Raw genomic sequence first — 12569 nt, forward strand, 5'->3', positions numbered from 1 at the left:
AAATTTTTAGTGTTAAATTTTCATGCTAAACATCAGATTTTTAACGGATTAAACACTTGGCTCCTCGGAGCCGTTAACAAATTCTCAAAAAATAACCGAAGTATTGGTGGATAATACTCTACTATATTCGGCTCTTGTCGTTTATTCATCCACTCAATTTGCTTTATAATAACATCCTTTACTATTTCATAATCTTTCGGAGAAATAATACGTGTTAATGTCAAATATTCAAACGCCCAATCTGCACCAATATCCGGTAATTGTTGCTTGCCTTCCAATATAGGTACAATTCTGCGATCATACATATTCTGTAAGTTGGCATAATGACTAAACACTATCTCAGCACACTCCTTGATAGTGTCACATAGTTTACAATATTCCGTATCAATAGTGGACTCCGTAAAAATAAATTTGTCCTGTCTTTCAAGCATATTACCGCTAAAGCCAACCGATGGATTATCTCGTTGGTCCCGCAACGTCTTGAAACTATACGCCTCAAACCATTTTTTCAATATATCAAAGCGCACCATATATATTGGATATATTGTCAGCATATTATCTCTTATCCAATGATCCAACTCAATCATACTACCAATGCCATTTTCATGCCAGATGAAACAGTTGTCTCGTTTTCTGAACTTGAAATCCATAAGGAAATCCTCACTCTTCAACCGCTCAATTATATATGTGAATATATGTGACGCTTTCATTTATTCAAAATTTAATAAACTTACCGTTAAGCGAGCTGGGCAAAATATGTTCATATGTCCCGGCAGTCCTTAAAGTGTTGCAAATAGAATCATTAAATATTATATGTCTATTCCTTGAACTAATTTCAACATATTCCATATCATCTTTTAATGACAAAGGTGTTGATGCAATAATCATCACAGAAGACGAATCTGAAGAATATACTCCGACATGGCTATCTCCATTATTAATTTTGTTTTTGCTTATTTCAAAGGTAGTGGGCGTAAACTCAATCAGATAATAGGAACCCCCGACATTTCGATATGATTCTACTGAACCTTCCAAATGATAGTCCACCTTTGAGAAATATTCATCTTGGCCGTGGTGATAAGATGCAGACGTTGAAAAAAAGATAACCATAACCCCGACAATACCGGCCATGATTATCAAAATCACGACTAACGACCAACATATAATCCGTATGTATTTACGTCTCGCTGTCATTATAGAGATATTATTGGTTAAATCCATAGGCTGTGACAACAGACAGTCATTATCAAAAGCACATAAAAAGATAATCGCTTCCTGTCGGTGGAGAGGCGATGACGGGAGATGCCAATTATTTTTGCTCGGTCGGGAGGCATTGCTGTCGGATCGGCATAAGAGCCTATCGCAAAGTTAATAAGAATATTTGACATTAGGGTGGTTTGCACGCATAAAAATCACCGTTATATCCTGACAGATGATGATTTATGAATAAAAAGGTACTGGAGGCGGTAACTTATCTTTGATTACTTGCGGCTTCTGCGTCCGTTGGTTTTTCGCTACGAAGTAACGGCGGGCGGTGACGCCGGCAAGCGACCGCCTCCGGCTTGGCTGCATGAAAAAATCCGGCAGCCTTCCACGATTTGCGCCAAATCGGGTATTCCGTATTTTTTCACTTGCCACACTTGCCTTGCGTCACCGCCCGCCGTCTTGATTGTATCGAAAAAATCCCCCGGATGCGAGAAGCCACAAGGCTTCAAACAAAAGGGAAAAAAACAAAAAACTCAAACATCTAAAACACTCAAATTATGGAAGCAACAGCAATTCAGACCAACACCGCAAACGTACAGGAAGCCACAATCTCTCTCGCTCTCATTCAGCCGAGCAACTACAACCCCCGTAAGAATTTCGACGAGCAGAGCCTCACCGAACTCGCTGACTCTATCAGCCGTCAAGGTATTCTCCACGCGATAGGTGTGCGACCAATCGCCGGCACCGACCGCTACGAAATCGTGTATGGCGAGCGAAGATACCGCGCCTCCCTCATAGCAGGGAAAGAGGACATCAAGGCAACCGTCTATACCGACCTTTCCGATGATGAAGCCGAACAAAAGGCTATTGCGGAGAACCTGCACCGCCAGGACATCACGCCTATGGAAGAAGCCGAGACGTTAAAGGCTGCAATCGACAGCGGACGCTACGACTATGCCACACTCGCCACGCAGATAGGCAAGAGCGAGACCTATATCCGCACCCGAATAAAACTCACAACCCTCATACCCGAAATCGCACGGCTGATTGACACCGAAGAAATCACGGTGGCAGTGGCTACCGAGATAAGCCGTTACGGAGTTGACATACAGACCGATGTTTACAACTCGCACCTCAAAGACGGTGTGACCTACAATAATTGGCGAGGAATGAACGCCTCCAATGTGGCTCGGCTCATAGAAAAGAACTACACCACCGACCTAAGCCGTTACTGCTTCGACAAATCGGCGTGTGCCTCATGCCCTTTCAATACCATAAATCTTCTGCTGTTCTGCGAGGACGGCTGTGAGGGCAACTGCTCCAATCCCTCTTGTCTCCGAGAGAAGCACATCGGCTATCTCACTGACAAGGCGGTTGAAATGCTGAACGAACACCCCACCGCCAATTTCTGCCACTCCGAATATGACCTAAACGAGAGGGTAAACGCACTGCTGACTGAAATGGGCTATGACATAGAAAAACTCAGTGGCTATCTGACACCTTACCCCTGCGAACCTGCCGTACCACAATCCGACCGCTTCGACACCGAGGAAGAATATGCCGAGGCTGTAAAGGCATACGAGGGCAGAATGGAGGCACATAGGGAAAAGTGTGCCGACATCACGGCAAAAGCCGAGGCAGGAGAAATCTCACTCTACATCACAATCGGGCGCAATGATGTGACGCTCGGATATATGGCTGTAACTGCCAATCCGAGCGAGAACGGCAACAATCCGAAAGCCGAAATCGCCAAGTTGGAGGCAAAGGACAAACGCAACAAGGAGATAGCCGTGGAGCGTACAATCGAGGACACGAAGAAGAAAATCCTCGAAGCCGACATCACCGAGACTAAATTCTCGCAGGACGAGGACAAGATGATATATTTCTTCCTGCTCTCATCGCTCCGCAAAGAGCATTACGAAGCCGTCGGACTGACCGACCGCAAATCTCACAGCGCACTCAACGACAGCGAGAAAATGACAATCCTCGCCAATCTCAACGCCAAGACAAAGGCAATAATCCGCAGGGATTTTCTGATTGACAATTTCAAGGGTGCGTATCGTGACAACGCTATCGCCGACCTCCTGCTCTCATTTGCCAAGAAGCATATGCCGGAAGAACTCGCCAACATCGAAGCCGAGTACAACGATGTTTATGAGAAGCGACACCAACGTATAGAGGAACGCAAGGCTCTACTCGCCAAAGATACCGAACCCGAACCAACCGAGCCGGAAGCCGAGGACGCACCCGAAGAAGAAATCGTGCCGGAGGCAGAAACCACCACGGAAGAAGCCACTCCCGACACTTCCGAGGCAGAGACCGAGGTTGCACCCGAAGCCGAGAACTCACCCGAAGAAGAACCTATGCCGGAGGTAGAACCGACCACGGAAGAAGCCACTCCTGACACTTCCGAGTCAGAGACCGAGGCTATCCAATACGAACCAACGGAAGAAGAAGCCGAGACGATACTAACCGAAGAAGAAAGGTACTGCGAAGAAGCTGTTGCATAAAGCGATAAGCCCCTATGTTTGAGCAAGCCACCCCATGCCGAGAGGCGCGGGGCGGCATTTGCTCGTCCCCTCCCAAAAGCCGCCTCTTTGGAAAACGACAAAGCCCCCGACTCGCGCCGGAAGCTGGCTATTTTAGCATTATATGATGTTTAACAGTATTTATCAAAAGTAATATGATGCGGTAAGATATGCTCCTTGCATGAATGATTTCTTCGGATAGTATTTGCTGAAGGAAGTGCCTTTATAGGAAAGTTGTCGATATTGGCTGTAAACATCCAAATTTGACATTATATATCCAGCACTGAATCCGCAAGGTCCAAAATTCACAAAAATACCCACACGCAAATCTATGGCAAACCATTGACCTTTGGATGTGCTCACGTATTTATAATCATAATCAGGCCAATTGATATATTGTCGTATATTGATACGTTGATACGGAATGTTTAGCATAATGCCGGGTTCTGCATATAACCCCAAATCAACCTGTTTAATCTTTAACGCCGGTGATTTAAGCACAATCGATGGGCGCAAATAAAAATTTGACGGTTTATTATCGTCGCTCTCTATTTCCCAGTCTTTTTCTGCGGCCCAGCCATCTTCATACCATACGCTCCAATATCCGAATGCTCCACCAAGTCCAATGTAACGGTTGAACATATAGTGGTACGATGCTTCCAACTGGTAAGAGTCCGACGAGGTTACAAGACCACTGAATGAAACTTTGCTATTGGCAAAATTAAAGTTTTCTTCACTTTTATCTTGTGCTAAAGCCGGCATTGCAATCAATATAGTGATTAGACAAAATATTTCAGTGATTCTCTTATTCATATTTTGTGGATTAGTTGATTGTTAGAATATATCCTTTCTTCTTCAGAGAAGTTATCGTTATAGAAGGATCGGTGAGGAGTTTTCGGATATAGGTTATCTGCACGTTGAGAGCAAGGGAGTTGGCGTAACTGCTGTCGCCCCACACGGTGTTGAGAATAGTGTCGCGGTCAACAACCTTACCGACATTTTTAGCGAGGATTGCAAGAATCTCCGTTTGGCGCACAGAAAGAGAGTGCGTTTCGCCTTTATATGTCAATGATGCAAGATTTGGTCGGAACAATGTATTACCCAATAGATACTCAATATCCTGTGAGGTTATGTCGCTTTCAAATCGTTCATTTATCTTGGCTATCAACTCTTCAGGATAGAATGGCTTAGGTATATAGTCGTTGCCCTTTAGTTTGAAGCCATATAGGCGGTCAACCTTGTCGGTACGGTCTGTGAGGAAAAATATTATTATGCGACGATCGGTTTCACGTATGGTCTGTGCGACCTCAAAACCGTTCATCTCCGGCATATTTATGTCGAGAAGTATCAAATCGGGATGGACGTCTCGGTATAGTTCCAATCCCACTTTGCCATTAGAGGCATATACAACCTCATACCCCTCAGCCTCTATGAAGCGTTTGAGAAGCATGGAGTTTTTCAAATCATCGTCAACGAGCAGTATTTTTTTCATTGCGGTAGTTTTATTGAGAATGATGAGCCGACACCCACGGTGCTTTCCACAGATATTTCGCCACCATGAGCATCCGTCAGGAGTTTGACGTATGCAAGACCAAGTCCCATTCCTGGGATGTCGGAAGCAGATGCTTTGCCCCGATAGAAACGGTTGAAGATTCTGTTTATATCATCGGCCGCGATACCGTTGCCATTATCCTTGACAATAATCTGGCAACCGTCCGAAGTGCTGACAGCATTTATTTTTATCGTCACCTTATCGCTTGAGTATTTTATTGCGTTCTCAATCAAATTCGTAAGGATATTAATGAGATGTGAGCAATCGGCAGAAATCTCAAAATTTTCCGGAACAGCATTTTCAAACACAACATCCTTAGTACTTGGCACTGTGATTGATTTTATAACACTGTCAACAAGCACAGTAAGGTTGAATGAGGATACATTGAGAGGAATCTGCTCTACGTTATTGAATGTTATGTCACGTAACTTGGAGAAATATGCCGAAAGGTTATCAAGAGCCATACGTATCTCTCCGGTGAGTTCATGACGCAATTGGTTATCTTCCATCAGTTTGTCATTGTCAATTCCGGAAACACACATCTTCAATGTTGAAATTGGTCGTTTCAGTTCGTGAATCATTGTAGTGATAAACGAGTTGCGCATCTTGTCAAGTCGAGTCAGCTTGACTATGGTCTTGATCTGCCATAAGAGGCAATGAATAAGGAACAACGAGAGAACAACGGCCAGAGCTAACGTCCATCCCATATTGCATAATATCTCCGATGAGGGAATCTCACATTCTATCACTACCGCCTTTCTTTCAAGTTCGGAATAAGGGGTTGTGACCTTGAATTTGGGCGATATTACAGATGAATGACGTATAGTGGTGGGTTCCCATGTAACGCTGTCCTGCAAAATCAGAGCGATTTCTGCAATAAGATTGTGCTTTCTGAGGATTGAATCAATACCCTCTTTTGTAAAAGGAGATTGAACCTCACTTTCAAAATTTTTCATGGCATTCCACGCAATACCGTCAGACGGAGCAGATGAGGCATCGATAGTTGCAATCTTGGCATCAACCATTTCAAGGGAGTCCATGACCATTTCCTCAAGTCTTTTCATTTCTTCGGGAGTGAGTTTGCGATTCTCCGCAATGCCCAAAAGTTTTCGACCATTTATAACATTTGTCCTTACGGTGACCTTCCGAATTGATTTACCTATGGAATCCAAACTATGACTCATTTGGAATCGCGACTGCACCTTTACTGTATCCCCCTGTGTTGCAGAACCGCGAGCACGTGCTTTGCTATACTCTTTCAAGGCTTCTATTACTAATAGTCCCGTTCTGTTCTCATATTCAGTCAGAGAGTACTCATATCGACCATACAACCAATATGCTTGCATTCCAAGGAAAGCAAGTATGGCAACAATCGAGAGTATGTAGAGCGTCTTTATTTTCTTTTCCATGATGCAAAATTAGCCATTATCTATGATATAAACGTCTGAAATGATGGATAATTGGACGACAGTAATAATTTAGTAATAATTCCATAATGTTTGAGTAATGATTATTTTCGTCTAAAGGGTAATGGCGGCAGTAACTTTGCATCGTGAAACTTAAACCACAAAAGATATGAAGAAAACAGCAATCATCTTTATGGCCATCATGACACTTGCAATGGCCGCTTCGGGCAAAGTTATGCGCCGTACTCTCGGAATATTCCAGAGCAAAGTTCCCGAAACCGAGACTATCGCACCCGAGACAATGGAATTCGTTTACGATTATTCATGGTGCAATGACACTACCGGCCAACTTGAAGACAACTACACAACAGACCAGATGCTTCTGCAGATCGGCCCCGACGGTCTCTCCAAATTCTCCAGCTACAAGAATCTTACAGTAGATTCGCTCCTGATGAACATAACTCCGGAACAGGTGGCAGAGGCCGCCATGGACGGAAAACTCTCCAACGGAGAATTCATGACTATCTTCAAGAATTATCCCCAGGGCAAACTGACCCATACTGAAAAAATCTGTATGGATTGGTTCTGTTATGAGGACGATATGCCGGAACTTGAATGGGAGCTAACCGACAGCGTTACCAATGTGCTTGGATATGAATGTCATTCAGCTGTCTGCAATTTTCGTGGACGAGAATGGATGGCATTCTATTCCGAGGAGATTCCTCTGATGGAGGGGCCGTGGAAACTGTATGGTCTGCCGGGGCTGATTATGAAGGCGTCCGACAAAGACGGACATTATAATTTTGAATGTATCGGCTTAAAGTCAAAAGCAGACAGACCGATAACGATGTATAAAGTTCCTTACAACACGACATCACGCGCAAAATATTATGATGCAAAGCATCGCTATGACATAAATCCTTACGCTTACTATGAGGAGGGAGGACATGGACATATAGACGTTTATGACGAAGAGGGCAGTCCCGTGCTGGACGCTTACGATCCTATCGAACTGCCATTTGATTACATTGAACGCGATTGGAGAAAATGAACAGATACAGTTTTTTCATACTTTGCCTGTTTCTTGGGCTGCTGTCGGCTTCGGCGGCAGTCCCGGAAACGGCCTCCGGAACAATCATAGACGGAGAAAATGGCCAACCCATAGTGGGTGCGGTGGTGCAGGCTCTGAATAAGCAAGGAAAAGCCACGGCGTTTGCTTCTTCGAATGCGGATGGCGTTTTCAAAATCAAAATATCTGACTCGATAGATTCTATTTCATTCCGCTGTATGGGATATGAGTCATTGAAATTGTCAAAGAACCACGACTTTGCAAAGGGTGTGGAGATGTGGCCGAAAGCAACGCAGTTGAAAGACGTGATTGTACAGGCCCCCGACATCTATGCAAAGGGGGACACACTGGTGTTCAATGTCTCGCGCTATGCAAACGCCTCCGACAATGCTATCATTGACGTGATAAAGCGGTTGCCGGGTATAAAAGTCGAGGACGATGGAACAATCAAGTATCAGGGGAAGCCAATCAATAAATTCTATATTGACGGCGATGATTTCCTTGGAGGTCAGTATGGGCTCGCCACCAACAATATCTCCCACAAGGATGTGAAGTCGGTGGAGGTGATGGAAAATCATCAGCCAGTAAAGGCTTTGGAAGGTATTGAATTCCCCGAAGAGGCCGGCATCAATATCAAGCTCAACGAAGGAGCGAAAGGTAAGACAGTCGGCGTGGCCAAAGCCGGAACAGGTGTGCAACCGTGGCTATACGACGGTTCTCTATACGCCATGCGCATTGCCCCTAAGGTTCAGAATATACTGACCATTCGCGGTGGTAACACGGGCTGGAACCCAGACGAGCAGATTACAGAACATGATTTCAGCGATATGTCGTTCACCGGTTATTCCGAGTCCTTGTGGCCGGAGTATATAGCTGCCGACATTGTCAACGCCCCGCTCAATGAGAAGCGGACACGCGACAACCTGTCGTGGCTTGCCAACTCAATCACGGCATGGAAGCGTGGCGATACCTCAATGCGTTTCAAACTGAATTATGTGGGCGACAGGCTTGACTACAAATCCGGATTAAGGACGGATTACTTCAGCCAAGCAATTCCTGAATTCATTCAGAACAATAGCTTGCGCACGCAGAGCCATGATGTTTCGGCTCAATTCAATATGCAGATTAACAAGCGTGGTTATTTCCTGAAGGATAAATTCACGGTTGAAGGTGTGTGGGAAAAAGCCAATTCCAACATAACCGGCTCTTTTGACCTTGACCAGCGTATCCGTCGCCGCAATTTTTCTGCCAACAACGACCTGAAACTTGTAAAGCGCAATGACAAGAAATTGTTTGAGCTGACCTCGCGCAATTCATTTGCTCATCGCCCCGATAGACTCTTTGTAAATGGCGAGGAGTATGCAGTCCAAAACGTTGGCACTACTGATTTCCGGAGCACCACCGAATCACGTTGGGGCAAGTTGGGTCGTTTTTGGAAATTCTACATCAACGGCGGTGTCGATTTGAATTATCATCGTCTGAATCTTTTCCTGATTGGAATGGGGGATTTCGACAATTCGAGATATTTCAACACATTCCTTTCCAATCTGTACGCTACTCCGCAACTCGACTATGAACGTAATGGATGGCTGCTGTCCGCCAAGATACCCATAAAATGGCTACACCATAGCGTCAATGGCCAGCATGATTATATCAACATCTTACCACGATTTTATGTACGCAAGAAAACTTCGGCAAAGAGCGAGGTTTCAGCATCAATTTCTTATCAGCTCAGCTCACCCCAGGCTTATATGAATATCAGTGTACCGGTAATGTCAGACTATCGCAATCTTTTTATTGCAAGCGATATTGACAAATATTCGCAAAATGTTGTCGCTTCGGCAAGCTATAAATACCGCAATCCTCTGACATCCTTCTTTGGCAATGCCTCGCTGACATACAATTACAGCCGCTGCTCTTTTATGTCAAACCAACTGTTTATTGATGATTTCATTGTGTCAACATACGCAAATAGGCTTTCGGGAAGTCATTTCTGGAACGTAAGCGGCGGAATAAGCAAAGGGCTCGGACATAGCCGCATGGTAATTGGCGTGGAAATAAATGCATCTACGAGTTCAGCATCTTCAATGCGTGACAACATCGTGGAAGATTACAGTCAGCAGACAATCTCGGTCAAACCATATTTCAAGGGAAGTCTTTGCAAATGGCTTTCTGTGAACTATGATGCCAATTACGGCTACTCTCGTCTGAAAATTGGAGAAATTGATAACGACACCCACTCATTCAACCAAAAACTTTACACAACAATTATGCCGCATGACCGCTGGCAATTCACTTTGGGAGCAGAGCATTTCCTCACCAAATTCCCGGAAGGCAATGTCGAAAACCTCGTGCTTCTGGACGCTTCAGCCGTTTGGCACGTAAGCAGCAAAGTGCGTCTTTCTCTTACCGCCAATAATCTCCTTGACAAACGGCACTATCAATATGTGACATACGGAACACTCTCCCGATCGGAACACTCATTCCAAATTCGCCCACGCAACATCCTCGCTTCAATCCAATATCGTTTCTGATTAAAAATCTTAACATTTAAACGTGGTGGCTCAGAAAAAATTAATATTTTGTTGCTATGAGTGGTAACTGATAGGTTTGCAAGCCGTGGCTACAGGAGCGTGAGGCAGTGCGCCGGGCGTATTGCCTCACACAACCTTATCACCACCGCTTGCTCCCCAAATGATGTGATGATTCAAGTGATAAGCCGTGTCAGTGGCCCGCGGATCCACAGGCACGGCACATCGCCTTGTGCTGTTTACCGGTTGCCCTACTGATTCCGTGTCTCACACCGATTCAGCTTCGGGCAGTTCTGATTTTGTATATGATGCCCGGCTGAAGCCGGAGGCGGCGACAACGCCAGAGCAAAGCGAGGGCAAGCCTTCGCTCGACTCTCGCGTTGTAGCCTCTCTTTGGAATACGGTCTGCAAACGATGACTGCGCCGCTTCAAGGCTGGCACTTTGAAACGGCAAGGGTCAACGGTGGCCGGTTCTTTCCCTTGAAGATTTTGAGCCTCGGCAGGGACTGGCGTTTTGGCGTGCGAAGTTACTGCGTCCGGGAGGAACGTCAAGTGACGCTACGCTTGTGGTCGGCGTCCGCACTCGTGAGCCTCCACATTTTTTCGCATTGCGCAATAAACTCACGCTCGGCATACCAAAATAAATTTTGTTCTGCTCTCACTCAATCGTTTATTTCTCCCTCAATTCCGAAAAAAATGGGTATCCCTCGCTTGCCGCAGACTACACACTTGCCTTATCCTCCCTTATGGCCGCAGTTGTGGGACTGCACGAAAAACGGCCAGCCCTGCCGGAGAAGCTCAAAGAGCTTCAAACAAAAGGGAGAAAATTAACTCAAAACTCAAAAAACAATGGCACAATTCAGAGTCAGAACAGAGTACATATTCAGTGGCTTCTTCGACATAGAGGCTGAAAACGCGGCACAGGCAAGGGAGTATGTTGAAAAACACTGCGGATTGGTTATAGGCAGTGACATACATTCCTCACTTCCTGATGATGAAGTAAACTGGGAGTTTCCGGTTCACCCCGACACAAAAATTGGCAAGACCACAAGAATTAAACCGTAGTATAAAACGCTCAAACATCAAAAAGACTATGCACAGCACTATTTATCAAATCAGCACCGAGCCGATAGCCGAGAACGACTATCTGAACATCGACCGTATTGTGGCAGGAGAAAACGCCTCTATATCCTATGTGTGCGAAAACTCCGAGGACGGACGCAAATTCGACATCCGTTTTCTTCTTGAACATATCCTGCCGAAAGGTATGTTTACGTCCACCGATGAAAACGCCCTTACCTACAATGGTGGCTTCGCAATTTGGCGGAAATCCCATTTCGACAACATCAAGGCTATCTCTGCCGAACTTACCCCTGCAAACGTGATGAAATGGAACGGACCAATAGGGCAACTGAAAAAAGCCATTATCAATCCGCTTGGCGTTGACGCTCTTTTCGTGACCGAGTTCTATGGAGGTACAGGCACGGCTGAACGCTCCGCTGACCTAATGGATATTATCGCCCGACTGAAAAAGGGCGATAGACTATACATCGGAGCAATATTAGGGTATCACAACTAAAAACATACAGTCATGGAGTTCTTTATCGAGCCTATCCCAACATGGGCGTTATGCTATCTAATCAACGGAGACCCGACAGGGTTGACTGACGATGAAATTGCGATGATTGACAAATGGTATGCCGACAACAAAGTGCAGACCGTCACCACCGCTTCCGAAGCAGAGGGAGAGAGCAACCCATATTTCTCTCATTTCCCTGCTTTCGGACTACCTGCCGAGGTCACTGACTGCCATGTAATGACCTTTTAATCAACGGAATAATCAATAGCCACTGCGTCAGCACCAATGGCGCAGTGGCAAAAACAATCAAGATATGACAACGACTGAAATCAACTACAAGAGTACGGACTATACCTGCCGTATCGTGACAAGCAACGAGGGCGAGAGCCTTATTATCGGTGGACTGGAATTGCTTGACGCACTTATGCCTTATCCAATCACCGACAAATGCAACGGCTTCGCCGACAAGGAAGCGGAGCGTGTCGATGAAGAAATCTTCTACTATACCTCCGAAAATGATTTGAAGCTCCCCGACAACGAACTTGTCGCAATACTCAGAGAGAGCAACCCCGAATGGTTTGACTGAAAATCCAAATGGTTTCCAGTCCCGGAATGTCATAACGACCACCAAGCCGTCCTGCAACTACGCGGGGCGGCTTTTGCTCGTCACCTCACAAAAGCCGCCTCTATGGAAAACT

At 45.4% G+C, this 12569-nt stretch carries 12 protein-coding genes; 7 read left to right on the top strand and 5 right to left on the bottom strand.

Annotated elements, in window-relative coordinates; translation table 11 throughout:
* Nucleotides 1–32: 32 nt before the first annotated feature.
* Nucleotides 33–650, bottom strand: a complete 618-nt coding sequence (locus QGT73_RS00900) for a hypothetical protein (protein ID WP_280121071.1) — start codon at nt 648–650, stop codon at nt 33–35.
* 64 nt (nt 651–714) lie between these two features.
* Nucleotides 715–1131 carry a hypothetical protein gene (locus tag QGT73_RS00905; protein ID WP_032941559.1) on the bottom strand — a complete coding sequence of 139 codons (417 nt, stop codon included), beginning with the start codon at nt 1129–1131 and terminating at the stop codon, nt 715–717.
* A 632-nt stretch (nt 1132–1763) separates the two neighbouring features.
* Between QGT73_RS00905 and QGT73_RS00910 the strand changes: the two genes are divergently transcribed.
* The gene (locus QGT73_RS00910; protein ID WP_016278675.1) at nt 1764–3716 is read left to right on the top strand and encodes a ParB/RepB/Spo0J family partition protein; all 1953 of its coding nucleotides are present in this window, start codon (nt 1764–1766) and stop codon (nt 3714–3716) included.
* A 162-nt stretch (nt 3717–3878) separates the two neighbouring features.
* Here the strand turns inward: QGT73_RS00910 and QGT73_RS00915 are convergent, their stop codons facing one another.
* Genes QGT73_RS00915 through QGT73_RS00925 form a run of 3 tightly spaced genes read right to left on the bottom strand, consistent with a single transcriptional unit; the run spans nt 3879 to nt 6695 of the window.
* Nucleotides 3879–4547 (bottom strand): hypothetical protein, encoded by a 669-nt coding sequence (locus QGT73_RS00915; RefSeq protein ID WP_016278674.1) that lies wholly within the window; start codon nt 4545–4547, stop codon nt 3879–3881.
* A gap of 10 nt (nt 4548–4557) precedes the next feature.
* Nucleotides 4558–5226, bottom strand: coding sequence for a response regulator transcription factor (locus tag QGT73_RS00920; protein WP_016278673.1), 669 nt, complete (start codon nt 5224–5226; stop codon nt 4558–4560).
* Nucleotides 5223–6695, bottom strand: a complete 1473-nt coding sequence (locus tag QGT73_RS00925; protein ID WP_016278672.1) for a sensor histidine kinase — start codon at nt 6693–6695, stop codon at nt 5223–5225. Before QGT73_RS00925 ends, QGT73_RS00920 begins: the two co-directional genes overlap by 4 nt.
* Before the next feature lie 166 nt (nt 6696–6861).
* On the opposite strand from QGT73_RS00925, the gene QGT73_RS00930 reads away from it, so the two are divergent.
* From QGT73_RS00930 to QGT73_RS00955, 6 genes are all read left to right on the top strand, one after another.
* Nucleotides 6862–7743 (top strand): GLPGLI family protein, encoded by an 882-nt coding sequence (locus tag QGT73_RS00930; RefSeq protein ID WP_016278671.1) that lies wholly within the window; start codon nt 6862–6864, stop codon nt 7741–7743.
* Complete coding sequence (locus tag QGT73_RS00935) at nt 7740–10295, top strand: peptidase associated domain and porin domain-containing protein (protein WP_016278670.1); 2556 nt, start codon at nt 7740–7742, stop codon at nt 10293–10295. The genes QGT73_RS00930 and QGT73_RS00935 overlap by 4 nt, the downstream gene beginning before the upstream one ends.
* An 846-nt stretch (nt 10296–11141) precedes the next feature.
* Nucleotides 11142–11357, top strand: coding sequence for a hypothetical protein (locus QGT73_RS00940; protein WP_016278669.1), 216 nt, complete (start codon nt 11142–11144; stop codon nt 11355–11357).
* Nucleotides 11358–11385: 28 nt separating this feature from the next.
* The gene (locus tag QGT73_RS00945) at nt 11386–11871 is read left to right on the top strand and encodes a hypothetical protein (protein ID WP_016278668.1); all 486 of its coding nucleotides are present in this window, start codon (nt 11386–11388) and stop codon (nt 11869–11871) included.
* A gap of 12 nt (nt 11872–11883) precedes the next feature.
* The gene (locus QGT73_RS00950) at nt 11884–12120 is read left to right on the top strand and encodes a DUF6926 domain-containing protein (protein ID WP_016278667.1); all 237 of its coding nucleotides are present in this window, start codon (nt 11884–11886) and stop codon (nt 12118–12120) included.
* A gap of 64 nt (nt 12121–12184) precedes the next feature.
* Nucleotides 12185–12457, top strand: coding sequence for a hypothetical protein (locus QGT73_RS00955; RefSeq protein ID WP_016278666.1), 273 nt, complete (start codon nt 12185–12187; stop codon nt 12455–12457).
* Nucleotides 12458–12569: the final 112 nt, after the last annotated feature.

Origin of the sequence: Duncaniella muricolitica (assembly GCF_910574735.1) — a bacterium.
In the GTDB taxonomy this organism is placed as follows: Bacteria; Bacteroidota; Bacteroidia; order Bacteroidales; family Muribaculaceae; genus Duncaniella; species Duncaniella muricolitica.

Bases quoted from the DNA above. Each gene is read 5' to 3' on its own strand.
- QGT73_RS00900 (WP_280121071.1), bottom strand. From the start codon at position 650: ATGGATTTCAAGTTCAGAAAACGAGACAACTGTTTCATCTGGCATGAA.
- QGT73_RS00905 (WP_032941559.1), bottom strand. From the start codon at position 1,131: ATGGCCGGTATTGTCGGGGTTATGGTTATCTTTTTTTCAACGTCTGCA.
- QGT73_RS00910 (WP_016278675.1), top strand. From the start codon at position 1,764: ATGGAAGCAACAGCAATTCAGACCAACACCGCAAACGTACAGGAAGCC.
- QGT73_RS00915 (WP_016278674.1), bottom strand. From the start codon at position 4,547: ATGAATAAGAGAATCACTGAAATATTTTGTCTAATCACTATATTGATT.
- QGT73_RS00920 (WP_016278673.1), bottom strand. From the start codon at position 5,226: ATGAAAAAAATACTGCTCGTTGACGATGATTTGAAAAACTCCATGCTT.
- QGT73_RS00925 (WP_016278672.1), bottom strand. From the start codon at position 6,695: ATGGAAAAGAAAATAAAGACGCTCTACATACTCTCGATTGTTGCCATA.
- QGT73_RS00930 (WP_016278671.1), top strand. From the start codon at position 6,862: ATGAAGAAAACAGCAATCATCTTTATGGCCATCATGACACTTGCAATG.
- QGT73_RS00935 (WP_016278670.1), top strand. From the start codon at position 7,740: ATGAACAGATACAGTTTTTTCATACTTTGCCTGTTTCTTGGGCTGCTG.
- QGT73_RS00940 (WP_016278669.1), top strand. From the start codon at position 11,142: ATGGCACAATTCAGAGTCAGAACAGAGTACATATTCAGTGGCTTCTTC.
- QGT73_RS00945 (WP_016278668.1), top strand. From the start codon at position 11,386: ATGCACAGCACTATTTATCAAATCAGCACCGAGCCGATAGCCGAGAAC.
- QGT73_RS00950 (WP_016278667.1), top strand. From the start codon at position 11,884: ATGGAGTTCTTTATCGAGCCTATCCCAACATGGGCGTTATGCTATCTA.
- QGT73_RS00955 (WP_016278666.1), top strand. From the start codon at position 12,185: ATGACAACGACTGAAATCAACTACAAGAGTACGGACTATACCTGCCGT.